Raw genomic sequence first — 24702 nt, forward strand, 5'->3', positions numbered from 1 at the left:
AAGACACGATGTTGTCAGAAATACTAACACACACAGCGGGAATTGCCCGCCTGACGAAAGTCCAGTGGCACCAGCCTGGTGCATCACGTTGTGGCTACACCAGGCCAGGCTGGCCCGTTACACCCGGGTGCTCTGCCACTGTTTGTCCAGGCGTTTAATCGATACCGTCATGCTCGTGCCCAATTGCTGGGCAAAAAATGACACCCGGTACTCCTCCAGCATCCAGCGGTATAGCTCCAGCTCAGGGTCGCGAACACCCTGGCGCGTTTGCTGCGCCTGCTTGGTCGCATAACGGGCCCAGAGAGCATCAATGGTGTGCAGGAATTCTCGTTCCCGGCCCATCTCTCGGGGCATTTTTTCAAGCCTGATCAGTGCTGCTTCAAAATAGACCCCAAAACGTTCCAGCCATTGCGATGGCGTATCAACCAAAAACCCCGGATAGACAAGATGTTGAAGCTGAAACTTCAGGTCGGCCATACTGTTGGCCTGGGCAAGATTGATCTTGCCTTTGAGCTGTTTGGCCACTTTTTGATAGCCGGTCATGGCCTGAAACAGGCGCTCATCGGCCTGCTCAAGCGCTGAAATAAAGTCGCCACGATGGTGATCGTACACGGCCACAAACTGGTCAGCGTCTCTGGGCAAACGACCGGAAAGGAAATGCTGCATCACCGCCGATAACAACAGGTCGTCCAGTAGCACCCTGGCCTGCCCGACTGGCGCAAACATCAACGCGGACTGCTTGAATTTTGGCAGCTTGCGCTCAAGGTCCGTCAGCGTGTTGCCGAACCGGTTGATGATCAGCCGGGCAATGCCGCGGCGCAGACTGTTTTCCGCGGTCAGGCGATCCAGGCAGCGGATGGTCCGCACCTGCTTGCCGAGATCTTCCAGGGCCGGATATACCGTGACTTGCATGCCGCCTTTCTCGGTCTGTACCTGCTCCGGCAAGTCACCAAACTGCCAATCCGTATACTCGCCAGCCGCCTGCTGACTGTCGTCATTCCTGGTGACGGAGGCCAGTGCCTCTTCTGCCCGGCCCTGCAGCGTTCCCTGAAGATCGTTGGTATCCCGGCTTTCGGCAACGACTTTGCCTTTATCGCCGGTTACCCGCAGATTCATCCGCAGATGTCTGGGCAACTCATCTTGAGGCCAGGCTTCCGGATCAATCTGAACGCCGGTCATCCGGCGTAATTGCTCCCCCAGCTTCAGTGCCAGAGGCTCGTTACTTGGCTGCAGGTTCTCAAGGGCAGCATCGATAAAGGTCGGTACCGGCACAAAGTTCCGGCGTAGGGATTTCGGCAGGCCTTTGACCAACGCAATGCACTTTTCCCGGAGCAACCCAGGCACCAGCCATTCCAACCTGCGGGCTGGTATCTGTTTAAGCGCCATCAACGGCACATTCAGGGTGACGCCGTCGCGCTCACTGGTGGGCTCGAACTCGTAGCTGAGGGGGTACTTCACACCCTCCCACTCCAGAAAATCCGGGTATTGCGCAGCCGCCCCCTGGTCCAGCGGGCGCTGCAACACATCCGCTTCGGTCAGCTCCAGCGCCTGCAACGCCTCGGCTGACAGGCCTTTCCACCAAGTCTCAAAGTGTTGCCCGCTGACAATCTCTTTGGGCAGGCGTTGGTCATAAAAGGCAACCAACACTTCGTCATCCACCAGCAGATCCCGGCGGCGGGTTTTCTTTTCCAGGTTCTCGACGGTGTCCAGCATGTCCCGGTTGCGGGCGATAAAAGGGGCTTTCGAGTGGAAGTCGCCTTCCACCAGGGCGCGCCGGATAAACAGGTTCCGGCACTCCTGCGGATCAACCTTGGCATAGGGAATACGCCGTTTGGACACAACATCCAGTCCATACAAGGTCACGTTCTCGTAGCCCATCACCTGGGCCCGCTTTTGCTCCCAGTGCGGCTCAAAGAAATGATGCTTCACCACATGACTGGCCAATGGCTCCACCCACTCCGGCTGAATGGCCGCCACCATACGAGCAAAGACCTTGCTGGTTTCGACAATCTCAGCCGCCACAATCCACTTGGGACCGGCCTTTGCCACTTTCGAGCCCGGGAAAATCAGTACCTTGCGATTTCGGGTCGCCAGGTACTCACGGTTCTCGACTTTCACCGCGACATGACCCAGCAGGCCGGCCAGGATCGCCTTGTGAATGGCGTCGTAGTTTGCCACCTGTTTATTAGGGGCCAGTTTTTGTTCGCGACAGATCAACGTCAGTTGCCGGTGGATATCCCGCCATTCGCGCATCCGCATCCAGCTTAAAAAAGACTTCTGGCACACCTTCTTGAGCTGATTCTGGGATAGCTCCTGGCGTTGCTCCTCAAACCAGTTCCAGATATTGAGCAGCGTCGCGAAATCCGACTCTTTGTCATTGAACGGCGCGTGGGCCTGATCGGCTGCCTGCTGTTTATCCTGTGGGCGCTCCCGTGGATCCTGCACACTGAGCCCGGCAATCACCACCAGTACTTCGGCCAGGCTGCCGTGATCAGCCGCAGTTACCAGCATTCTGGCAAGCCTCGGGTCCAGCGGCAGGCGCGCCATGATACGGCCAAGCTTGGTCACCCGGCGTTTACCATCAACGGCGCTGAGTTCTTCCAGCAGTTTATAGCCATCATTGATCTGTCGGCTGTCCGGGGCTTCCAGAAACGGGAAATTCTGGATCTCACCCAGACCCGAAGTCGACATCTGCAGAATGACCGAGGCCAGATTGGTGCGCAGCACTTCTGGATCGGTATATTCCGGCCGATTGATGAAGTCGGTTTCATCGTAAAGCCGGAAGCAGATACCCGGCGCCACTCGCCCACAACGGCCGGCCCGCTGGTTGGCACTGGCCTGGGAGATGGGCTCGATGGGCAGGCGCTGAATTTTGGAACGAACGCTGTAACGGCTGAGGCGCGCCACACCGGTGTCGATGACGTAGCGAATGCCCGGCACCGTCAGCGAGGTTTCCGCCACGTTGGTCGACAACACCAGGCGCCGACCTTTATGAGCCTGAAATACCCGGTTCTGCTCTTGATTGCTAAGCCGGGAATACAGCGGCAAGACCTCGGTGTGGCGCAGCTCGGCGTGGCGCAGAACCTTGCTCAAGGCGCGGATTTCCCGCTCGCCGGGCAGGAACACCAGCACATCGCCAGGCGGCTGCTTTTCTTTGCGTTCGTGTTGCTCAATTTCATCCAGTGCCGACAGCACACCGTCGGTCCAGCCCTGGTCGCGGTCATCTTCATCACCGGTCAGGGGCCGGTATCGGACATCCACCGGGAAGGTCCGGCCACTCACTTCAATCACCGGGGCCTGATCAAAAAACTCACTGAACCGATCCACCTCAATGGTGGCCGAGGTGATGATCACTTTCAGGTCCGGCCGCTTCGGCAACAGTTGCCGCAGATAACCCAGCAGGAAATCGATGTTCAGGCTGCGCTCATGGGCTTCATCGATAATCAGAGTGTCGTAACGATCCAGAAACCGGTCGTGCTGAACTTCCGCCAGCAAGATACCGTCGGTCATTACCTTGACCCGCGACGCCTCCGACGTGTTGTCGGTAAAGCGCACCTGATAGCCAATCTGCTGCCCCACCTGTTCGCCCAACTCCTCCGCAATCCGGCCGGCTACACTGCGGGCAGCGATGCGGCGGGGCTGGGTATGGCCAATCAGGCCGCGAACGCCCCGACCCAGATTCAAGCAGATCTTGGGAATCTGGGTGGTTTTCCCGGAGCCGGTTTCACCTGCAACGATCACCACCTGATGTTGTTCAATGGCCTTGCTGATGTCATCAACCCGGGCACTGACCGGCAATCCGTCCGGAAAAAGCGCAGGCTTGTGCGAGGCCTGGCGTAACCGCACCTTCTCCAACCCACGGTCGAGCCAGGACGCCATATTTTCCAGATCTTTCTGGCCTGGCTTGCCTTTGGTCTGGCTGACCCGGCGGATGATGCGCGCCGCCTCCTGCTGGTTACAGGCATCCAGCTGGCTCATAAACGCTTTCACAGCGGCCCGGGGATCGGCGTCCTGGTGTTCAGGCGTATTAATCGGTGTTTTTTCAGGCATTGAACGGCAATGAGTCCATTGATTGATCGGTACATCGTAAGGCGCCACAGTCTAGCGGGAAAACGAAGCGGTAGAAACACAAAGACCCCGCCGGAGCAGGGTCTTTGTGATGGTACGAGGCAACCTGGAGGTTGCACCAGAGCCGGTTACTTGGCGTTGGCTTCGTCCCGCAGTTCACGACGAAGAATCTTGCCCACGTTACTCTTGGGCAGGTCATCCCGGAACTCGAAATGCTTGGGCACTTTGTACGCAGTCAGGCGTTCGCGGCAGAATTCCTTGATCTCGTTGGCGGTCACGCCTTCTTTAGTGGCGACCACGTAGACTTTCACAGCTTCGCCACTCTTGGCGTCCGGAATGCCAACGGCAGCGCATTCAACCACTTTCGGATGGCTGGTGATCACTTCTTCGATTTCATTCGGGAACACGTTAAAGCCGGAGACGATGATCATGTCTTTTTTGCGGTCAACAATCCGGATGTAGCCATCTTCCTGGATCAACGCCACGTCACCGGTCTTCAGGTAACCATCGTCAGTAAAAGACTTCTGGGTATCTTCCGGACGTTGCCAGTAGCCACGCATTACCTGGGGCCCTTTTACGCACAACTCGCCAGGCTCACCAACCGGCGTTTCATGGCCGTCATCATCAATGGTTTTAATGATGGTGGACGGGATCGGCAAACCGATGGTGCCAATCTGAATAGCGCTGCGCGGGTTGAAGGTGACCACCGGAGAGGTTTCGGTCATGCCATAACCTTCGCTGATCTCGCAGCCGGTAACCCGCTCCCACATTTTGGCGGTATCCGACGTCAACGCCATACCACCGGAGGCGGTCAGTTTGAGACCGGAGAAATCCAGGTCCTGGAATTCTTCGTTGTTGCACAGCGCCACAAACAGAGTGTTCAGACCAATAAATGCTGAAAACTTCTGCTTCTGCATTTCCTTCACAAAGCCCGGGATATCCCGCGGGTTAGGGATCAGAACGTTGTGGGCGCCAGCTTCAAGCATGATGCCGCAGTTCAGGGTGAAAGAGTAAATGTGGTAAAGCGGCAGCGGTGCAATCACCACTTCCTTACCCTCTTCCACCTGGTCTTCCATCATCGGGCGCACCTGAGTCAGGTTGGCCACCAGGTTAGCGTGAGTCAGCATCGCGCCCTTGGCAACGCCTGTGGTGCCCCCGGTGTACTGAAGTACCGCCAGATCGTCCAGGTTGGTTTCAACCGGCGTAAATTTCTCACGGGCACCGGCGCTGAGAACCGCGGGCAGTTTGTGGGCACCCGGAATGTTGAACGCCGGCACCATCTTTTTGACGTGCTTAACCACCGCGTTCATCAATGTGCGCTTAAGGGTTGAATGCATGTCGGCGATTTCAGTTACGATCACGTGCTCAATGCTGGTATTCGGCAGCACTTTTTCAGCGTTATCGGCCATGTTCGCCAGAACCACCAGCGCCTTGGCGCCGGAGTCATTGAACTGGTGTTCCATCTCGCGGGTGGTGTACAGCGGGTTGGTATTCACCACAATCATACCGGCGCGCATGGCACCGAAGACAATCACCGGATACTGGGCGACGTTGGGCATCTGCACCGCAATGCGATCACCCGGTTTCAGGTCGGTTTTGTTCTGCAGCCAGGCCGCAAAATTGCGGCTCAGAGTATCAAGATCCCGGTATGTGAGGGTTGCGCCAACGGCGGAGAAGGCAGGTTTGTCTGCGTATTTCTTCACCGCCTGTTCAAAAACATCCACCATGCTTTTGTATTTCTTGAGATCTACCTCACGTGGAATACCAGCGGGGTATTTGTCTTGATAGAACTGCTCAAAATCCATCACCATCTCCTGTCTGATTGGCGCTATTGGGAGCAACCGGATGGGGTTCAGAAGCTCCCTGATTGTAATGTTTTGCCAAGGCTGATCTGGTCATAAAATCAACCCGACTAAAGTCTCAGCCTTAAAAAAGTCGGGAGAGAATAGCAGTTTTGTTAACGATGAGGTAGTTTTCAAAGCATTGAACGGTACAACTGTACCTTCCCTTCATACACCGGAGCCCGTGATGAGCGATACCCTGGACACCCTGGAAAATATCACCTACGAAGAACTGAACGAGGGCGACTCCGCCACTTTCACCCGAACGCTTACTGAAGACGAGCTGGTCCTGTTTGCCGCGGTATCCGGCGACGTAAATCCGGTGCATCTCGACTCGGAATTTGCCGCAGAATCCATGTTCAAGGAGCGTATCGCCCATGGCATGTGGAGCGGTTCGCTGATTTCAGCGGCGCTGGCAACGGTTATGCCTGGCCCCGGAACCATCTACCTGGAACAGAGCCTGGCCTTCAAGCGCCCGGTCCGGCTGGATGACGCCCTGACAGTTACATTGAAAGTGCTGCGAAAAGAGCCAAAGAACCGGGTGGTCTTTGATTGTGATGTCCGCAACCAGAACGATGAAAAAGTCGTGACTGGCGAGGCCAAGGTGATTGCTCCCACTGAAAAGGTCTCGCTTAAGAAGCCACGCCTGCCCAAAATCACCATCGAGAGCTGAGCCAGGCCCACCAATCACCCCGGAAGAAAATCGATTGGGAATCGCACCCTCCGGGCTTCCACGCTGGCCGCACCAAAGTTGAACATCTGTACTCGCATGGCAATCCGCTGCTCCAGGGCCGGATTGCCAAGCTCGGAACTGACCACCTGACAGGCCGACACCGACCCGTCGGGTTCAATCACCAGCTCCAGAGTGACCTTGCCCTCCAGTGTCGGATCCTGGCGCAGCTCACGCTGATATAAGGCATAAAGCACGCTCTTCTGACCGTCAAATACCTGCCGGATATTGCTCATCGCCCTTTCACCGAGGGAAGGTCGAGCCGGCGCGCTTTGCGCAACCGCAGGCTCAGCTTCCTGAGGTGCAGACACCCTGCTGACGTCATGCTGCGCCAGCTCAACCGCTCGGACCGGCCCTTCCCGAGTTTGAACACCACCGCTGCCCGCCAGCGTTCGATCGGCGAAATCCGCCTCGGAATCAACACGTCCATGACTGATGTTTGCCGATCGATTGTCCGGCCGGGCCACTGATTCTGGCGCCCGCAATGCCGCCAACTGATCCTTCATGGCAAACAGGCCGGAGCGGGCAGCGGTCTCACGAGCCTGTTCGGTGGTTTGTTCGCGGGTCTCGGCAGCGGCAGGCTCCGGGACGGGCCGAGGTTCGGGCTCAGCCACGATCGGTGTTGGCTCAGAGACTGCTGGTTCTGGTTCCGGTTCTGGTTCCGGTTCCGGCTGCGCTTCCGGTTGTTCGATTTCAACGGGCTTCGGAGCTTCAACCAGTTGCGCCAGCCTGGGCGGCATGCGTTCAACTTCGGCCCGATCCGGTTCGGCGACCTGCAAGTACGGAATGACAATGGCCGGCACCAGGAACACCGCCAGCACCAGCGCCAGTATCGCTCCGAAACGAATACGCTCTGCCCCGTCCTTACTCCAGGGCAGCCGCGAGTTGATAGAGCCAATAGAGCGCGCCGTACGTTCAACCACTGCGCACCTCCGTCTCAACCGCCAGGCGAACCTGCCTGAACTGTTCATCGACGCAGATTTGCATGATTTTACGCAGCAGGCGGTAGTCGGTATCTTTGCCCGCCATGATGGTCACTTCCAGGCCCTGATCCGGCACTTCGCTCCACCAGCTGCGGCGATAGGCCAGCTCTTCCGACAAGCCTGCGATGTGGGTGTCGGTGGCTTCGATGCCGTCCAGCCGCGCCACCTCCCGGCCCTGCACCAGAATGGACTGACCACTGACCTGAACCGTCAGGTTTTCGATCGCATCTTTCTCTGCGGTCGAGGTTGGCAAGGGCACATCGGCGGTATTCTGCATCACTTTGACGTCGGAGGAATTCACCATCAGAAAGAACACCAGAATGGTGAAGATATCCATCAATGAAACCAGATTAAGGCCCCCGGCCTTGTGCATGCGGCCATAATGACGCAGGCGCAAACGGGCCCGGCGTGATGTTTTCATGCGCCCTCCCCTTTGCCCGATTGCGCCCGCTCCGCAAGCACCCGGTCTTCATCCGCATCCATCAGAGATACATCCGGGAACAGTTCCGCGCTCACCACACTGGCGGCCACCACCGCCGGATAGGCGCGCACCGCATCCATCACCGACACCAGTGTCTGATAATCCACATCAGGGCCCACTTCGAGTGTCACATCCGTCTTGTCCGGCATACGGGCCTTGATTTGCTGAAGCACTGCGCTCAGGCCTTGATAATCCTGAATCCCCTCTTTTACCGGTAACACCTCAATCAGGCCCCGTTCGCTGTCTGCAATCTCCAGCCCTCCGGGAATCACCGTAACCACCAGCCGAAAGTTCTCGGCATCCGGGGCCTGCCCGGCTTCCATCCCGGGGAAATTCAACTCGATCATACGAATCTGGCTGAACACCATGCCCAGCAACAGCACCGGCACCAGAACAATCATCAGGTTCAGGAACGCGGTGATGTCCAGGTCGGCCTGAGTGGTCAACCTGCGATGTCTGCGTCTCATATCGCCACACTCCTGTTTACGCTGGCTGGAAGACGGAGGTCATCAGGCGGCCACCTTAGCGGCGTCTGGATCCGACACCATGTTCAGGAGTTTGACGCCGGCCATTTCAAAGCTGTCGACAATTTCATTGGTACGGGTCTGCAACAGGGCATGAAACAGCAACAACGGAATGGCCGACATCAGGCCAAACGCCGTGGTGTTCATCGCCACCGAAATACTCTCAGACAACAGAGTCGCCTTTTGTGCGGGATCGGCTGCAGCGACCGCAGTAAAGGCAGCAATCAGGCCAATAATTGTTCCGAGCAGCCCCAGCAGAGTTGCCACATTGGCCAGCGTCGCCAGGTACTGTGTGCGTTTTTCGAGCCGGGGCAGCACTTCCATCAAACCCTCTTCCATGGCGTATTCGATGTCTTCGCGACCACTGTTATTGAGCAGGCGCGAAATGCCGGCGCCCAGTACCGAGGCAATGGCACTGTCGGAACTGGCGGCGGCTTTCATCGCGCGCTGATAATCCCGCTTTTGCAGAGCCGGAAGAATGCCCCGCTCAAACGCCAACCGGTTGCGCCGGCGCACCGTTCCCAGGTATAGAAAACGTTCCAGGGTGATGGCCAGGCCCAGGGCCAGTACCAGAGCAATGGGATACATGAAGGGGCCGCCTTCCTGAAAAAAACGAATGGTGGTATCGAGCATGTGCTTGTCTCCGTCTACTGCTGGGTCACGGTTGGCCCCGGTTGGCGCCAATCGGTGTTGGCGCCAGTACCAGTGGGTTCAGGGAATCCCGGAACTGGCGATGGCTCTCCAGTACCCGGGGCGAAGAAGGTTGAACAAGGTTGGCCGCCTGTTGATTGAGCTCGGCCCTGGGCCGCCTTGGCAGGCTTGGGTTTTGCCAGGGCAAGATGTACAGCACCCGCGGATCATCTTCGCCGACACTGGCGGAAATGCCTGCTACGTGCAGCGAAGGACGGGATGATTCGTCAGTTTCAGCCTGGTCAGCCATTACCGGCTGGCACAGCAAGCAAAACAGGCCCAGTAACCCGATGGATAAGCGAACGTAGTTCATTGCAATCTCCGCTCAAGATCGGCAATCCAGCCGGCGACCAGTTTGTCGTCTTCGCCTGCCAGAGCCCGATAGTGTTGGTAGTGGGTGAGCGCTTTTTCGAGATCGAGCAGGTACAGCTCCGAAATCACCGCCAGGTTGTAATGCAGTTCCGCGACGGCCGGCGCAGCGTCCAGGCCCTGCTCTAACAGGCTGGCCGCTTCAACAAAGCGATTCTGCTTTTTCAGCAACAGGGCAAGATTGTTAACGGTGGTGGCGTGGGTCGGGTCCAGCGCCACCGACCGTTGCCAGGCCTTAATGGCGGCGTGCACATCCCCTTGCTGATGCGCCTGCAGGCCGGTTTGCCACCATGCCCGCGCCTGTTCGGGGGCGTACACCGGTTGCAACGATTTCTCGGCAAGTGTCGGCCCGGACGGCGCCGAGGCGCAGGCCGTCAGGCCGGCCAAGGCAGCCACCAGCAGTGTGCAGCGCAGGTGATGCATTAATGGTTTAAACATCATCGCTACCCTCCATGTTCCAGCTCATCCAGCGCAGTTCCCGGTCGTAACGACCCGGGTGCATATCGGCCAGAGCCTCCAGACTGCGCTCGATCCAGGCATCAAAACCGTGACTGGCGATTCGTCCGTGGTTGCGGGAATGCAATTCCATGGCCCGCTCCTCCAGGGGATAGGCTTCTTCTTCCAGCAACATCTGGTATTGCATGGTTTCCAGTTCATTGAGCTCCTGCGGAACTTCCGACGCCATCAGATCTTTGGCGAGGATGCGGTAGAGCTCGGCGCGGCGGTACAACACCTCGGACTGCACCGCCTCCCCGGCGAACGATTCCGCCTCGAGAAAATAGCCCTGAGCCTGCTCCAGTGCGCGCTGCTTGCGGGTCAGGGACGTTGCCAGCGGATGCACCAGGGCAATCCGGGCAAAGCTCTCGGCCGCTTCGGCACCCAGTACCAGCGCCGCTTCGCCGGCCCAGAGCAAGGTCTGATCCGAGTGCCAGCGGCTGTCAGCCTCTCGGGCCACCAGGGCCTGGCGAAGCTGGCCCAGGTCTGGGCCTGACTCTGACTCAATCAGGCGCTGACGCAGGGTTTGTTGTTGCAGATGATCGGCCCCGTTCTGCGGGCCAGGCGCGATGGCCAGCCAGCCCCGGTAAAGGGCATTTCGGTCTTGCGTCGCCCCGGCCTGGTGATAGAGCTCGGCCGCGCGCAACTTCAGTGACCAGGGATCTGGCGCCTGTTCTGCCCCGCGCAACAGCTCATCCGCAGCTCTCAGCGGTTGCCGGGACTCCCGGTAGGCGTACACCAGCTTTTCACTGACCTCCCGGGCAAGTGGCTCGTCCGGAAAATCGGTTCTGAACCGGGTCAGCTCGTTGATCGCCGTCTGCCACTGGGCAGCTTTAAGCAGAGTATTGGCGGCGTCAAAGCGCGCCTTGATGGCCACCTCCGAACCCGGCAGTACCGAGCTCACGCGCTGGAAGTGAGCAACCGCGACCGTGGCATCGCCATTGGCTGCAGCTTTTTCGCCCTGCCGATAGATAGCTGTTGCCAGCTGCCCCCTGATACGTTCAGATTCGCCTGGTGCGCCCTCAAGGGACGGCACCTGTTCGACCAGAGTCAGTGCCTGGCGCCAGGCTCGTTCCTCAAGGCCGAATTCACCACTGCGCTGCCGGACCCGCGCGGTCACCAGCCAGGCGGCATAGCGCTGGTCTGGCGCCGCCCCCTCCAGCGTCAGAGTCGCTCTGGCGTAATTCAGTGCCTGATCGTAATCACCAAGCTCATACCACCGATTCGCCAGATCGGCCCGCAAGCCAGCGAGGCGTTCATCCCCGGAAAAAGCCGCGCCAAACCGCCGCTCTTCTTCGCTGAGCGCCGTCAGTGCTGAGCGCTCTGCCTGCGGATCAAGCCTTGATTCCAGCACTCTCACGGCCGCCCAACCCGCGTCGGCCGCCCGCTCATAGTCAGCACCATAAGCGGCGCGGCGAAAATTCAAGATCGCTTGGGCCGGGTTTCCCGCCTGCAGACGAGCGTCGCCGGCCAGATGCAACAACTCACCAGCGGAACCTGAATGATCCGCAAGCACTTCGTAGTAGCCCGCGGCGTTGCTCCAGGCGTCCGCCGCGTTTGCCGAACGGCCGGCGGCATACAGCTCGGTCGCAGTCGCGTAATAGTAATCACCCAGGAACCGGGCGTAGTCCCGCCAGGTCGCTTGCTGGGGTAGATCCAGGGCTCGATATTCAGACTCAGAGTCGTAACGAGCAACATAGCCGGCCCTTGCTTCCCGGGCGCGCTCGCCGTCACCGGCCTTCTGCCAGAAGGCGACGCTCTGGGCCAGAAATTCGGCGCTGGCCGGATGATCCGGGTACCGCGTCGCAAACGCCGCATTAATAGCGACTGCTCGGGCGTAATGCCCCTCCAGCGCATGCAAGTCCGCCAGCCGGTCATACACCAGGTGATGCCAGGCGGCATCGCTCCGGCCCGAAAACCAGGACACCAATGTACGGGCATCACCGGATCTGGATGCCATCAGCGCCATCACCCGAAAGCTGTCCTCAATCATGTCGAGGCCGGATACCGGCGGGTTCGCCAGCCGAGCCTGGTCTGGCAGTTGCTGGTCAAGCAGCGTCATGAAGGTGTCAGCGGCCCGCGGCCATGCCTGGGCGCCCTGCTTGAACTGACTCCAACCCAGCATGTACCGCGCTTTCGTCGACAATTCCTGGCTGACATTGCTGTCGATCAGCTGTCGATATCCGGTTTCTGCCGACGGATAATCACCGCTGGCATAAGCGGCCTCGGCAATCCGGAAGCGGGCCTCCGGCACAAGCGCCGAGCGCGGGTACAGGCCCACAAGCTGCTTAAGACGCTGGATCGACTCTTCATGCTGCCCGGTGTGAGCGTGGGCTTTTGCCATCTGATACAGCAACTCATCCAACCGACCAGAAAACGAGCCCCGAGCCAGAATGTCCTCGTAGCTCCCGAGAACCTCTTCATAGACGACCGCTTGCTCCTCGTATGAAAAGCCGATGTCGCTACCGGACTGATTCCGGATATTGTTCAACCGGTTCAGCGCATCAATGCGCACCTCTGGCTCATCGGAGTGCTCAAACAGCTTCTGATATCGGCGCGCCACCTCTTCCGGCGAGATGGCCGGTAGCGGGCGGCTCTCGAACTTGAGGAACACCGGGCGCATATCGCCCAGGGTTTCGCCATCCTGGCCCAGTTCAACCCGGAACGACTCCTGGGCGAAGGCGTTGCCGACCAGAATCGCCGAGATCATCACCGAGCCAGCAAATTTTCTGGAAATGGCCAGCCCTCTCATCGCGCACCCTCCCCGATGGTTTCGAGGGCCAGATACTCATACAGGTGTGCAATCTGCTGTTCGGTTTTGTCGAGAGCATGCACCATGCGCTGCTGCTCCGTCACAACAAACGCCAACACCTGCTTATCAAGCATCGTAGACGCTAAGACACGGGCCTGGCTGACCTGCGTTTGCAAGCGGGCAACGCCCGCCCGCAGCTCCCGGGCTTCAGCCAGCTGCGCATTAAGAACGTCAGGCAGGGCAGCAACCTTTTGGTCCAATGAGGTGAGTCTTTTATTACTTGCCTGAAGCAACTGTTCAAGATTGCCGAGCTTGCCCGCCTGTTCCGGGCTCGCGACCTGACTTCTTAGTTGAGCCAGCGCGCTCTTCAGCTGACTGTGCTGATCAGCCAGTGCCCCCGGGCCCGGGCCACCTGCCTGGCCAGCGGATGCCAAATTCGCTGACAGCGCCTGAATGAACACGTCCAGATCGTGCTGGTGGGCGCTGAGGGTGCGGGTGAGATCATCGAGCCGCGCCACCCGACGCACGGCGAGCTGAGCGCCGGCGCCCTCGAGAAACCGCAGCAGATAGGCCAGGCGTGGCTGTGTCAGCGTTCGACTGTCGGCCAGAAACCATTGGGTATCAGCTCCGCGTGCATCCTCAACCAGCGCCTTATAGGCACCTTCCTGGTGAACTCTTTGCGCCAGCTTGTCCAGGGTAACCCGCTCGCCTTCGTAGGCTGCGTTGGCCGCCAGCCAGGCCTCACCGGCCTGACCGGGATAGCCGGCAAGGTCATAACCACGGCCCATACCCAGCCAGGCATCGGTTACCCCCGGAAATGCCAGGGGGAATTTCTTGGCCCGATGCCAGCTTTGCATGGCGGCCCGGTGATTGCCTTTTTCAGCCAGGGCCAGGCCATGAAGATAGAGCGCCTGGGGGGTGTAATAGCTTTCCAGAGAGACTTTTTCGAGGAAGTCGATCGCCTTGTCGTACTCCTCGTTACGCACCGAAAGATAGCCCGCACGCAGATAGAGTTGGTCAAGCAGATCGCGACTGCGGCTTTGGTCCTGATCTTGCCCCGCCATGGCCATGGCAACTCTTAGAGCCACCAAGGCTCGAGACGGATTGAGGTCTTCGCTGGCAAAATTGGCGGCCAGGTTCATGTACCCTACCGCCGCCCAGTAACCGTCCTCCATGCTGGCCAGATACTGACCGGCACGGTCAGCTCTACTTTGCTCACGCTCCAGGTCGGCAAGGCCAAGCATGGCTTGCTGGCGAAGCTCACCGAAGCCGACGCGACTGGCTTCCTGATACCAATCCACGGCGGATTTCCGTTCATCGCTGGCCTCGGCTAACCGAGCCAGCTCAAGTGCCGCCTCAGCCCGATGAACCTCGCCGGCAAACACTCTCTCAAACAGGGCCTTGGCTTTCTGGCGCTGGCCAATGCTCAGCAGAGTCCGCGCTCTGAGATAGTCGGCCGAATCGCCTTTGAGCTGGGGCACCAGATCGATAATCGGTGCCAGACTGCCGGTGTCCAGGGCAAAACGAGTGACCCCTGTGGCAAGCTCTGTCGGCACCAATTCGCTGGCATGGACAGGCAAAAAACCTGAAGGCATTGCCATCAACAGAGCGAAAAGCGACCGGGTGATTTGCCGACTTGAACGGTTCATGCCTGGCTAGTTCCATTCCACGAAGGTCACTTCCGGCTCGTAGTCCGGCGCCCGGGCATCCAGAGTCATCTGCAAGCGCAGGGTACCGGGGCGTTTCTGGAACCGGTGGACCAGTTCCCGTCGGACAAACCGTCTGTTAGCGGCGCGCGCATTGATCACGGTTTTTAACTGGTGGCTGCCATCGGCCATGTTGCCGACAAACAGTTGTTGCACCCCACCCTGCTCCAGCGAGGCGCGCTCGGTGGCACTGTAGAGATGGGATGCCACCGGCTGATCATTAACGAACAGTTCAACGGAGTCGAGATCAAGAGCCTGGTGATTTTGCAGTGTCAGAAACACCGCAACGCGAGTATTCACGGGGTGCAACAGCTGTTGTTCCAGCGAGTGGACCGATGCCGAGTGGCGACTGACTTCCGCCGTAAGACGGTCGATTTCTTCATCGAGTGATGCCCCGGCCGCCGAAGTGACGACCAACGCTGCAACCATTCCGGATACCTGAATGCCCCTGTTCCATGGGGAAATCCGGCAGTGTTTTGATTTTTGTGTGCCGAACATAATTTTCCTGCCGTGCGAGCGCGTGCATAGAATTCACGACGCGCAGTAACCATTCGAAATAACTCGCCGTAACAATTCGAAATAAAGAGTAACACCCGTTAACAGCCAAGAACGGTATCCATTTCACCAAATGGGGATTTCACGATCGTTGAGGCAGAAAAAGCGTCGAGTTATTTAACAAAAAGGGCGTGAAGTTCAGGAATAAGCAGGAAACGAGGCCGGAAATTGAAGCCATGTCGTTGATAGATAGCCATTAAATTACGATGGCCTGAGGCTTGCTAAAAAGAAAGCGGCGGGAGCGCCTTTTGGGCAACCCCCGCTTGAAATGCCGAGCTTTGCCGATGCCCTCAACCGCGTCGGCTTTTTTTTGACGGATCACCCGGCAGCCGGGCTATTTGCTCAGCTGCTTCATGGCGGATTCGAGCCCCTCGATGGTGAGGGGATACATATGATTATTGACCAACTGTTTGGTTATGCCCAGTGAGCCACCGGTACCCCAGTAACTCTCTGGCAACGGATTCAGCCAGACCACCTTACGGAAGTGCTCTGAGATCCGCTGAAACCAAGTGGCGCCCGCCTCATCGTTCCAGTGCTCAATCGATCCGCCCGGATGGGTGATCTCGTAGGGCGCCATGGTGGCGTCGCCGACAAAGATCACCTTATAGTCGGGTGAATACTTGTGCAGGATGTCCCAGGTGCTCATGGTTTCATTCATGCGGCGGATATTGTTCTTCCAGAGGCTTTCATAGACAAAGTTATGGAAGTAGAAATATTCCATGTGCTTGAACTCCAGCCGGGCCGCCGAAAACAGCTCCTCGCACACCCGCACGTGGGGGTCCATCGAGCCGCCCACGTCGAAAAAAATGAGCACCTTTACCGCGTTGTGCCGCTCCGGCACCATTTTCAGGTCCAGGTAGCCGGCGTTACGGGCGGTTGAACGAATGGTGTCGTCCATGTCCAATTGGTCGGCTGCGCCCTGGCGGGCAAATTTACGTAATCGCCGCAGGGCTACCTTGGTGTTCCGCAGCCCCAGCGTGATGCTGTCGTCCAGATCCTTGAATTCGCGCTTTTCCCAGACCTTGACTGCCCGGCCGTGGCGGCCATTTTTCTGGCCGATGCGAAAACCTTCCGGATTGTAGCCGTTGGCGCCAAACGGTGAGGTGCCGCCGGTACCAATCCATTTATTACCACCGGCATGGCGCTCGTTCTGCTCTTCCATGCGTTTTTTGAAGGTGTCGATCAGCTCTTCGAGGCCACCAAGCGACTCGATCTTGGCCTTCTCTTCATCCGACAGATGCTTCTCGAACTCGGCCCGCAGCCAGTCGTCCGGAATCAATGCTTCCAGCAGATCGTCGAGGTTCTCGATGCCTTCAAAATACGCCTGAAAGGCCCGGTCAAACTTGTCGAAGTGCCGTTCGTCTTTCACCAGGCACACACGTGCCAGGTAATAGAACTCTTCCATATCCGCAAAGGCCAGGCGCTGCTGGATTGCTTCCAGCAGGTCCAGAAACTCTCGCAGGCTGGCCGGAACCCTGGCCCGGCGCACTTCGAGGAAAAAATCGATCAACATATTGCAGAACTCTTGCCAGTGATCAGTTGCGGCGACGTGCCATAAACGCCAGCTTCTGCAGCAGATGAACATCCTGTTCGTTCTTCACCAGCGCACCGTACAGCGGCGGCAGCGCCGAACTGCTGTCTTTTTCCTGCAGGGCCTTGGCAGACAGCTCATCAGCCATCAGCAGCTTCAGCCAGTCGATCAGCTCGGAAGTTGAAGGCTTCTTTTTCAGCCCCGGCACCTTGCGCACATCAAAGAACACTTCCAGGGCATCGCGAACCACCTGTTGCTGCAGGCCCGGGAAATGCACATCCACGATCTCTTTCATGGTATCGCGGTCAGGGAAACTGATGTAATGGAAAAAACAGCGACGCAGGAAGGCATCCGGCAATTCTTTCTCATTGTTACTGGTGATCACCACAATCGGCCGCTTACGGGCTTTGACGAACTCCTGAGTCTCGTATACATAGAACTCCATGCGATCCAGTTCCAGCAGGAGATCGTTCGGAAACTCGATGTCGGCCTTGTCGATTTCATCAATCAACAACACCACCTGGTCGTCCGCATCGAAGGCCTCCCAGAGTTTGCCCTTGACGATGTAATTGCGAATATCGTTGACCTTTTCATCCCCCAACTGCGAATCCCGCAGCCGCGAGACCGCATCGTACTCGTACAAGCCCTGCTGAGCCTTGGTGGTGGACTTGATATGCCAGGGGATCAATCGCAGGCCCAGCGATTCAGCCATTTCTTCCGCCAGCAGGGTTTTTCCGGTGCCGGGCTCGCCTTTGATCAGTAACGGGCGCTGGAGTGCAATCGCGGCGTTAACCGCCATCTGCAGGTCATCGGTGGCTACGTATCTTTCGGTACCGGTAAACTTCATGTGTCTGTTTCCTGTTGGTTACTTTTTCTGATCTTTGTCGTCTTTGTCGGATTTGTCAGCCTCAGACTTGTCAGGCACCGAATCATCGGCCTCCGACTTGTTGTCCTCGTCTTCAAAATCCGGCAGATCGTCGAATTCGGACAGATCGAAATCTTCCAGCCCGAACTCGTCTTCGTCATCTTCTGGCTCTGGCTCTGGCTCTGGCTCTGGCTCTGGCTCTGGAACAGCTTCGTCCTCAGGCTCATCAAACACCGCATCGTCAGCGACCGGGATATCGTCATCTTCCGGCTCTGTTTTCAACGCGTCCGTGTCCTCCGGCTCAACCGCCTCGGTAACCTCCGGAATCTCCGGCTCGTCTTCAATTTCCGGCTCGTCTTCAATTTCCGGCTCGGCTTCAGGTTCCAGTTCTTCTTCCGTAACCGCAGCTGCCACAACCGGCACCGACTCATCCTCGAGAAGATCATCCAGGGTCTCTCGGCTGGCAGCAGCGGCTTGCTCTGCTTCGATTCGGGCCTTCTTCTGCCGATAGGCAAACAGGCCGAAACCGATCAGCGCAACCACTAGCGCTGCCACGGTACCCCATAGCCAAACCGGAATGCCCCACAGCATGCCCTTTTCAGGCTCCTGAATGCTGTCGGTATCAATAACCGGCTCTGCTTCCGGTTCAGGCTCCGTCGGCACAACATCCGGCTCCGGCGCTGTTACCTCAGGCTCAGTCGCGGGTTCAGGGGCTGGCTCCGGTTGCATCGGCAACTCCACCTGCTCGCTGAGATCCGGCACCATCGGCTCCGACACCACTTCCAGCGCCGGCTCTTCGCCAGGCACAGTAAAGGTCGTCATAGCACTGAATTTCCGAGAAAAAGTGCCACCATCGGCAACAACATCAATCTGGTATCGGCCCGGTGCCGGCAGTCGGGTCACACTATCCCGATAGACGCCGTCTTCCGGCGGTTGTTCACCAGACAGCACCTTGGTGCCCTGGCGACCGTCATTGGCGGTGATCGACAGGCTTACCTGCATCACACCCAGAAAATCCGCGTTCTTAAGTGGCTCCGATTCTTCAAAGAAGGCAACTTCAAGGTTGAACGGGCTTTCCTCAGAAAACTCCGGCGGTATCTGGCTCACGGCCATGCGCAGGTCACTGACCACGGTTACCCGACTGCCCTGACCAAGATCACCAACAATACGCCAGCGGCCCGGCGCCGGTTCAGTGACCGTAATCAGGTCGTAGCCCGGCTCCGCGGCCCAGCGCACGTTGCCCGGAACGCTCTCCACGGTGAAGGGTTCGCCATCCGGTGCTGCCAGCGCCAGTTCACGGGTTTCTCCCGACGCCCGACCGGAAAAGATCAGGGCGGTAAATTCGTTAACGCCCTCGTCCACCGCAAAGCCATCGCCCTCGATTGGAATCTGTTCCTGAGGCACGGCGGTGTTCAGTGCATCGGCAAAGGCCAGATTGAGCGCCTCCGCGGTCTGTGCGAGCCGGAAACTGCCGTCAGTTTCCCTGGCCAACCGACGCAGGAAGGTGATGTCTGCCCGTTCAGACAAGCCGACGGTATGAATGGTTGCGCCTTTGGCGATCAGCGACGGTAACAGCGCCCCGAGAATGCGCTGTTCCTCCACCCGGCTGGCGGCATCACCTCCGGGCACATCGACCTTGCCGTCGCTCAACAGAATGATATGGGTGTTTTCGAGGGTGCCGTCGGAGAGCCAGTCGTCACTCGCTTTTTCCAGGGCCAGCCCGAGGTTGGTATACAGGGCCACGGAATTGATCCGGGCAGAGCGCTCAACCATGGTATCGCGCCAGGCGTCGTCAACAGGACCATGAGGCACCAGCATGTTGACGTACTGCCCGAAGGTCCAGAGCCCGGCTTCAGAGCCAGCCGGAAGCATACGGGCCAGTAACCGCACTGCGGGCCGGCGCAGATTTTCCGGGTCGGTTTCTCTCATCGACCCGGACATGTCGACAATAATGCGCACATCAGCCTTTTGCGGCAGCGTCAGTGCGGGGTCCTGTGCTGTCACCTGTACTGGTAGCAGAATGAACATCACTACCAGCAGGATTTCCTGAATTCGCTTCATAGCCACTGTTGCCTATTTATTGTTTTGGAATATCTGATTATTTCCGCACCAGACGGTACCGCACGAGATCCAGAATCCACACCAGCAACATAGCGACCGCCGCAAGGGTGAAGTTGAAGATCGCCCTGCCCGCAGCATCGGCTTCACCCAGAATCAGCTCATAACCGGCAAACAGCCAGGCCGGTATCCACCAGTCAGCAATTTCAGCGGATTCCACCGGGGTCAGCAGCAACACCACCAACGCCGACAGCAACAAGGTGCGCAGTCCGTAAAAAGGCAGAAGCCGGAACAGCGATTTCATCATGTAAAAGAACACAACAAAGGCCAGCGCATAGGCCGCCCAGAATATTCCGTAAGCTAACGAAGCATCAGTATCAATCATTACAGAACCCAGTGAATTATGTGGTCTTCCCAGTCTTCTTCCGGAACGCGGTCTTCAGACATCACTTTTCCCTGCACAGACGCGCCCTCCCGGTGTACGGATTGCGGGTCGCCGGTGCGCAGCGGGTGCCAGTCTGCCAGCGGCCGCCCTTCCGCCAGTGTGCGATAGGCACAGGTATACGGTAGCCAATGGTACTGACTTACCGAATCTGGTGTCAGCACCGTGCAGCCGGGTACCTTCGTCAGCCGTTCGGCATAGACCGTACAACGGCAGGTCTGGCTGTCCATGTACCGGCACACCAGCTCAGTATGGTAAACCTCGCCGGTATCCTCATCTTCAAGCTTTTGCAGACAACACTGCCCACAACCATCACACAGCGATTCCCACTCCGGCTGCGTCATCTCATGCAGGCGTTTGCGCTGCCAGAAGGGAATCTGTGCAATCATTCGCTACGCTGCTCAGCTTTATGACGGAAATCAACGATGTAGGTTTCGGTTTCTTCAGGCATTTGCAGAAAGAAATCTTTATCTGCCAGCGCTGCCAGTACTTCTTGCCCGGACGTTCTGGCCAGTTGTTTATCCGGGCTCAACAGCAGGTCCATGGCATGGACCGGCTTACCAAAAATGGAACGCAATGCCTCAGGCAAATCTTCCCACTTCTGGCCCCGGCGAACATACAGATAGGTGTCGCTTTTTTTACTGCTGCGAAATACCGACACAAATTCACGGTCTTTCATTGTCTGAGTAATTCCTCGAGTTCGGGTAGAGCCGGCGCAATGACGTCTTTTCGCCAGCCCTCAAAAAATCGGTTACCAGTCAGGGTTCGACCCTGAACCACGGTTTCTAAACGCTTTCTCGGTGCAAGCAATTCAATTGGTATATCAGTATCTTCTGAAACTTTCTTAAAGCATCGCTTGACCTGCTTATAGAACGCCTGCTCATCCCGGGTCAGTGGCCTTGGTATCAGTTCCAGGCCAGAATGGTCCGCCTCTTTGGCGTTACGGATAAGTTCCAGCAAGTGCTCGCCGTAACGCTTTACGATACCACCCGGCACGCCCTGGACATCGTTAAGCTCCCGGAGAGAATTCGGGCAACGTTCGGCGATGGCAATCAACAGCGCGTCGTTCAGCACCCGGTTGCGGGGCCGGTCCAGGCGTCGGCATTCGGCCTCGCGCCAGATAACCAGCGCCTGGAGAATCGCTTGCTGGGCGGGTGTCAGAACCCAGCCACCGCGCAGCTTCAAATAATGCTGTTCCGGTTCTTCCTGCTGGGCTGCCTCGTCCGCAAAGCGACGGGATTCATCCGCCATCGCCTGCTCCAGGCCCCGCGCCCGAAGCTGTTCACACACCCAGGTGTGGAGTGGCTGCAGAAACCGGATATCATCAATAGCGTAGCGTTCTTGCTCTGGGCTCAACGGCCGTGCCAGCCAGTCAGATCGGGTAACTGACTTGTCCAGCGTTTCACCAAACAACGATTCGACCAGCCGAGCGTAGCCAACCGAGAAGCCGGCACCTGCCAACGCCGCGCCAATCTGCAAGTCCAGCAAGCCCTGCGGTGCCACACCCAGCCAGTGTCGGAACAGCTCCAAGTCCTCGCTCATGGCATACAGCAGTTTAGGGCGTTCCGGGTCGGCCAGCATCTGCCGGAATTGTTCGGAGGCTTCCGCAACCTCCGGGTCCAGCAGCCAGAAGTCACCTTCGGCGCCCAACTGCACTAGTCCTGGAATCGGATAGAAGGTCGACACTCGCTCAAACTCGGTATCCAGCACCACGGGTGCGCCGGCAGGCAAGCCGTTCAGCCACTGATCCAGGGCTTCTGGTTCGCGAATCCAGCGAACAGTATCCGGGGCCGGAGGAACGGTAACGGCCGATGCGGTATGAGTCATGGGGAAACCTGAAACGTTAGTCAGACAAGGGCTTGCGGCCCCGGAATGCGTGGGTAAGGGTGAAGCCGTCAACATAGCCAAGCTCACCACCCACCGGAATACCGTGAGCCAGGCGCGTGATCAGAATGTTCTGACCATCCAGACGATCTGCAATGTAGTGGGCCGTTGCCTCACCCTCTACGGTCGGGTTGGTCGCCAGTATCAGCTCGGTCACGCCCTCTTCGCGAACCCGCCGGAGCAAGCGCTCAATGCCGATTTCTTGAGGACCGACGCCATCGATGGGCGAAAGATGGCCCATCAACACAAAGTAGCTGCCCCGGTAATCACCGGCCTGTTCGATGGCCAACAGGTCAGACGGGCTTTCGACCACGCACAAGGTGCCGGTGCGGCGCGCGGGCTTGTCGCAGATCTGGCAGATTTCAGTGTCGGAGAAGTTCTGGCAACTGTCGCAACGGCGCACGCCGTCCATCGCCTGGCTCAGCGCCGACGACAGCCGGGTGCCACCGGAACGGCCACGCTCCAGCAGATGAAACGCCATGCGCTGTGCGGTTTTCTGGCCGACCCCCGGCAAACACCGGAGGGACTCAACCAATTCATCAACCAGGGGGCTGAATGCCATGAACACTCCTCAAAGACTATGGCAGACGACGGCTAGAATCTAGAACGGCATCTTGAAGCCGGGCGGCATGCCCATACCAGACATCATGCCAGACATTTGGTCTTTCTGGTTTGCCTCAACCCGACGCACCGCATCGTTAACGGCGGCCGCCATCAAGTCTTCAAGAATTTCCTTCTCTTCCGACAGCAATGAAGGATCAATCTCAACCTTACGTACGTCGTGGCGACCATTCATGGTCACCTTGACCAGGCCAGCACCGGACTCGCCAGTCACTTCGGCTTTGGCGGCTTCTTCCTGGGCCTTTTGCATCTGCTCTTGCATCTGCTGGGCCTTTTTCATCAGATCGCCCATATTGTTCATCATGCGTCTATCTCCTGCCTGTTTCGATGGGGCGGATACTTTCTTCAACCACCCGCCCTTCAAATCGTTCAACAATACTTTTCACCAACGGATCTTGCCGTATCGAGGTTTCCGCAAACTGCTGCCTGGCGACTCGCTGGCGCTCTTCCCAGGCGGCCGGGGTATGAGGGCCCGGCTCGCCCTGCACTATTCTTAACTCAGTGGCGTCGCCAAAGCGGGATCTCAAGGCCGCCAGAATCTTTTCTTCGTGGCGCGCATTCAATAGCCTTGAATGGCCTTCGTCCAGGGTCAGCACCACGGTCTGGTTATCCATCACCATGGCGCTGTAACTGGCCAGGTTGCCCGGCATGCCGTTAATATCCAGCTGTCGGAAATCTCGCTCCCAAACAAACCCATCCATCGTGGCCGGCGCGTCTTCAACCGGCAGTGGCGCCGGTTCGGCAGGCGCAGTGCCTGTTTCGACCGGCTGGTCGCCCGGTTCTGGCTCCCATGGCGGAGCATCCATGGCGGGCGGCTCTGGCATCTGCCCCAAGGGCTCTGCAGCCCTGGAATGAGGGACAGTTGCTGGCGCAGGTGCGGGCTCAGCTGGTGCAGAGGCCGGAGTTGGCGCTTGTTGGGGCGCCGCAGGCTCGGGTTCTGGTTCAGCATGCCCTGCGCTGTCGCCGGTGCCTGAAGAAACCGCCGGTGGTTCCCGGCGATCCGCACCCGGCCGGAACGCCAGCATTCTTAACAGGGTCATCTCAAAGCCCATGCGGGCATCTGGCGTAACAGCCAGATCTTTTCGGCCCATCAGAGCGGTCTGGTAGAACAACTGGGCATCTTCTGCGCTCAGCTTGCGGGCCAGAGCCTGCACCTGGGCAGCGTCGCCCAGAGCATTATCGGCACTGCCCGGCACCACCTGTTCCATAGTAACCCGATGAAACAGGGAGAGCAGATCGGCAAGAATCACCGCGTAATCCGGCGCAAAATCCGCGATACGGCTGATTTCCGCCAGCAGGCCCGGGCCGTCCCGCTCAACCAGAGTGGCAACAATGCGTTCGATATCACGCTGGTCAATGGTGCCAAGCATGGTGCTGACATCGCTGGCGGCCAGATTCTGATTGCCGAAGGAAATGGCCTGATCGGTCAGGCTCAGGGCGTCTCGCATACTGCCGTCTGCGGCCCGGGCCAGCAGCCACAAGGCCGGGTCTTCAAACGGGATCTGCTCTTCGGTCAGTACATGTTTCAGGTGGCCGACAATGTGTTCGGGCGTCATCCGTTTCAGATTGAACTGCAAACAACGGGACAATACCGTAACCGGCAACTTCTGGGGATCGGTGGTGGCCAGCAGGAATTTGACGTGCTCAGGCGGCTCTTCGAGGGTTTTCAGGAAAGCGTTGAACGACTGATTGGTCAGCATATGCACCTCGTCGATGAGGTACACCTTGAAGCGGCCACGGCTGGGCGAGTACTGCACGTTGTCAGTCAGCTCACGCATGTCGTCGACACCGGTGCGGGAGGCCGCATCAATTTCGATCAAGTCAACAAAGCGGCCGTCGAGTATTTCCTTGCAGCTGTCACATTCGCCACAGGGATTGGGCGTAATACCGGTTTCACAGTTGAGACAGCGGGCCAGCAATCGCCCGATGGTGGTCTTGCCCACTCCGCGAGTGCCGGTAAACAGATAGGCATGGTGCAAACGCTGGTGTTCCAGTGCGTGTATCAACGCCTGCAACACATGCTCTTGCCCTACCATGTCCTGGAAGGTACGGGGGCGCCATTTTCGGGCTAAAACCTGGTAGCTCATGATCCGTCAACTGATGAAAA

At 58.2% G+C, this 24702-nt stretch carries 22 protein-coding genes; 1 reads left to right on the forward strand and 21 read right to left on the reverse strand.

Features of this window, described 5'->3' with window-relative positions; translation table 11 throughout:
• Nucleotides 1-117: 117 nt before the first annotated feature.
• Together hrpA and C7H08_RS15055 are read right to left on the reverse strand one after the other, a co-directional pair.
• Nucleotides 118-4050 carry an ATP-dependent RNA helicase HrpA gene (hrpA, locus tag C7H08_RS15050; protein ID WP_188445257.1) on the reverse strand — a complete coding sequence of 1311 codons (3933 nt, stop codon included), beginning with the start codon at nt 4048-4050 and terminating at the stop codon, nt 118-120.
• 146 nt (nt 4051-4196) lie between these two features.
• Nucleotides 4197-5873: a long-chain fatty acid--CoA ligase gene (locus tag C7H08_RS15055; RefSeq protein WP_106673060.1), complete on the reverse strand. Its 1677-nt coding sequence runs from the start codon at nt 5871-5873 to the stop codon at nt 4197-4199.
• A 223-nt stretch (nt 5874-6096) separates the two neighbouring features.
• Between C7H08_RS15055 and C7H08_RS15060 the strand changes: the two genes are divergently transcribed.
• Nucleotides 6097-6582, forward strand: coding sequence for a MaoC/PaaZ C-terminal domain-containing protein (locus C7H08_RS15060; protein WP_106673061.1), 486 nt, complete (start codon nt 6097-6099; stop codon nt 6580-6582).
• Nucleotides 6583-6596: 14 nt separating this feature from the next.
• Here C7H08_RS15060 and C7H08_RS15065 read toward each other — a convergent pair whose 3' ends face one another.
• The 19 genes from C7H08_RS15065 to dnaX all read right to left on the reverse strand — a co-directional run bounded on the left by C7H08_RS15065 (nt 6597) and on the right by dnaX (nt 24682).
• Nucleotides 6597-7562 (reverse strand): TonB family protein, encoded by a 966-nt coding sequence (locus C7H08_RS15065; RefSeq protein ID WP_227663293.1) that lies wholly within the window; start codon nt 7560-7562, stop codon nt 6597-6599.
• Nucleotides 7555-8043 carry an ExbD/TolR family protein gene (locus C7H08_RS15070; RefSeq protein ID WP_106673062.1) on the reverse strand — a complete coding sequence of 163 codons (489 nt, stop codon included), beginning with the start codon at nt 8041-8043 and terminating at the stop codon, nt 7555-7557. Before C7H08_RS15070 ends, C7H08_RS15065 begins: the two co-directional genes overlap by 8 nt.
• Nucleotides 8040-8570 (reverse strand): ExbD/TolR family protein, encoded by a 531-nt coding sequence (locus tag C7H08_RS15075; RefSeq protein ID WP_106673063.1) that lies wholly within the window; start codon nt 8568-8570, stop codon nt 8040-8042. Before C7H08_RS15075 ends, C7H08_RS15070 begins: the two co-directional genes overlap by 4 nt.
• A gap of 42 nt (nt 8571-8612) precedes the next feature.
• Nucleotides 8613-9260 carry a MotA/TolQ/ExbB proton channel family protein gene (locus C7H08_RS15080; protein WP_106673064.1) on the reverse strand — a complete coding sequence of 216 codons (648 nt, stop codon included), beginning with the start codon at nt 9258-9260 and terminating at the stop codon, nt 8613-8615.
• 25 nt (nt 9261-9285) lie between these two features.
• On the reverse strand, nt 9286-9630 hold the full coding sequence (locus C7H08_RS15085) for a hypothetical protein (protein ID WP_106673065.1): 345 nt from the start codon (nt 9628-9630) through the stop codon (nt 9286-9288).
• Nucleotides 9627-10127, reverse strand: a complete 501-nt coding sequence (locus C7H08_RS15090) for a tetratricopeptide repeat protein (RefSeq protein ID WP_106673066.1) — start codon at nt 10125-10127, stop codon at nt 9627-9629. Before C7H08_RS15090 ends, C7H08_RS15085 begins: the two co-directional genes overlap by 4 nt.
• Nucleotides 10117-12933: an outer membrane protein assembly factor BamD gene (gene bamD, locus C7H08_RS15095; RefSeq protein ID WP_106673067.1), complete on the reverse strand. Its 2817-nt coding sequence runs from the start codon at nt 12931-12933 to the stop codon at nt 10117-10119. Before bamD ends, C7H08_RS15090 begins: the two co-directional genes overlap by 11 nt.
• Nucleotides 12930-14582 (reverse strand): tetratricopeptide repeat protein, encoded by a 1653-nt coding sequence (locus C7H08_RS15100; RefSeq protein ID WP_106673068.1) that lies wholly within the window; start codon nt 14580-14582, stop codon nt 12930-12932. The genes bamD and C7H08_RS15100 overlap by 4 nt, the downstream gene beginning before the upstream one ends.
• Nucleotides 14583-14588: 6 nt before the next feature.
• Nucleotides 14589-15068 carry an AraC family transcriptional regulator gene (locus tag C7H08_RS15105; protein WP_106673069.1) on the reverse strand — a complete coding sequence of 160 codons (480 nt, stop codon included), beginning with the start codon at nt 15066-15068 and terminating at the stop codon, nt 14589-14591.
• A gap of 460 nt (nt 15069-15528) precedes the next feature.
• Nucleotides 15529-16707 carry a vWA domain-containing protein gene (locus C7H08_RS15110; RefSeq protein ID WP_106673070.1) on the reverse strand — a complete coding sequence of 393 codons (1179 nt, stop codon included), beginning with the start codon at nt 16705-16707 and terminating at the stop codon, nt 15529-15531.
• Between the two features lie 22 nt (nt 16708-16729).
• Nucleotides 16730-17572, reverse strand: a complete 843-nt coding sequence (locus tag C7H08_RS15115) for an AAA family ATPase (RefSeq protein WP_106673071.1) — start codon at nt 17570-17572, stop codon at nt 16730-16732.
• An 18-nt stretch (nt 17573-17590) separates the two neighbouring features.
• On the reverse strand, nt 17591-19651 hold the full coding sequence (locus tag C7H08_RS15120) for a VWA domain-containing protein (protein WP_106673072.1): 2061 nt from the start codon (nt 19649-19651) through the stop codon (nt 17591-17593).
• A 37-nt stretch (nt 19652-19688) separates the two neighbouring features.
• Nucleotides 19689-20033 carry a hypothetical protein gene (locus C7H08_RS15125; RefSeq protein ID WP_106673073.1) on the reverse strand — a complete coding sequence of 115 codons (345 nt, stop codon included), beginning with the start codon at nt 20031-20033 and terminating at the stop codon, nt 19689-19691.
• Complete coding sequence (locus C7H08_RS15130; protein WP_106673074.1) at nt 20033-20479, reverse strand: YcgN family cysteine cluster protein; 447 nt, start codon at nt 20477-20479, stop codon at nt 20033-20035. The genes C7H08_RS15125 and C7H08_RS15130 overlap by 1 nt, the downstream gene beginning before the upstream one ends.
• Nucleotides 20476-20769, reverse strand: coding sequence for a YcgL domain-containing protein (locus tag C7H08_RS15135; RefSeq protein ID WP_106673075.1), 294 nt, complete (start codon nt 20767-20769; stop codon nt 20476-20478). The genes C7H08_RS15130 and C7H08_RS15135 overlap by 4 nt, the downstream gene beginning before the upstream one ends.
• The gene (locus tag C7H08_RS15140; protein ID WP_106673076.1) at nt 20766-21917 is read right to left on the reverse strand and encodes a ribonuclease D; all 1152 of its coding nucleotides are present in this window, start codon (nt 21915-21917) and stop codon (nt 20766-20768) included. The genes C7H08_RS15135 and C7H08_RS15140 overlap by 4 nt, the downstream gene beginning before the upstream one ends.
• A 16-nt stretch (nt 21918-21933) precedes the next feature.
• Entirely contained in the window at nt 21934-22536 is a 603-nt protein-coding gene (gene recR / locus C7H08_RS15145; RefSeq protein WP_106673077.1) for a recombination mediator RecR, read from the reverse strand.
• Nucleotides 22537-22575: 39 nt separating this feature from the next.
• Nucleotides 22576-22899, reverse strand: coding sequence for a YbaB/EbfC family nucleoid-associated protein (locus tag C7H08_RS15150; RefSeq protein WP_106673078.1), 324 nt, complete (start codon nt 22897-22899; stop codon nt 22576-22578).
• 4 nt (nt 22900-22903) lie between these two features.
• Nucleotides 22904-24682 (reverse strand): DNA polymerase III subunit gamma/tau, encoded by a 1779-nt coding sequence (dnaX, locus tag C7H08_RS15155; RefSeq protein ID WP_106673079.1) that lies wholly within the window; start codon nt 24680-24682, stop codon nt 22904-22906.
• Nucleotides 24683-24702: the final 20 nt, after the last annotated feature.

The organism is Marinobacter halophilus (assembly GCF_003007685.1).
Lineage (GTDB): Bacteria > Pseudomonadota > Gammaproteobacteria > Pseudomonadales > Oleiphilaceae > Marinobacter > Marinobacter halophilus.